We start from the raw sequence: 590 nt of genomic DNA on the forward strand, positions 1-590 counted from the left end.
TACGCTCAATGAACCATCGAACCTTTGAAATGGACAGAACTGCAAAACAAGCATACAAGACGGCAATAAAACTATACTCTTCCGGACTAGCCTGTATCTCTCCACGAATAGGAGTCGAGGCAAAACCCAACATACTGGACTCTAAAAACTGTATTGTTGACAGCAGCAATACTGCTAGATAAAGAGAAGCATAACTAATAGCCAATTTAAGTTTCTCACATCAGAATTTTGGCGGCGACATCATAAAGCCTTCATTACTTCGAATAATTTCTTCCACCTCATCGTTAGCATTCTTAAGTTCATGATCAAAAACCTGTGTATCATAGGTGAACTTTGAAACAATACCTGTCCTAATAGCCTTCCCACTAACATTACTAGTATCGACTACTGCATGCATAGACAAACCTACACGTAAAGGATTCCTCACAACCTCATTTGAATCCAGGGATATCTTCACAGGAACACGCTGTGTAACCTTAATCCAGTTCCCTGTTGCATTTTGGGCAGGGAATAGTGAAAACGCACTACCAGTTCCTGCATCCAGGCCAACAACCTCTCCGAGATACACAACATCAGAACCATACATATCG

General features: G+C 41.2%; 1 protein-coding gene and 1 pseudogene. Both read right to left on the reverse strand.

Going from position 1 to position 590, the window contains the following annotated elements; genetic code table 11:
• On the reverse strand, positions 1-205 hold a 205-nt coding region (locus tag AC061S_RS44560), incomplete at its 3' end, for a hypothetical protein (protein ID WP_478691595.1).
• Positions 206-220: 15 nt separating this feature from the next.
• A pseudogene (locus tag AC061S_RS44565) lies at positions 221-590 on the reverse strand (hypothetical protein); the annotation flags it as partial.

This window comes from Streptomyces sp. CA189 (assembly GCF_056428985.1).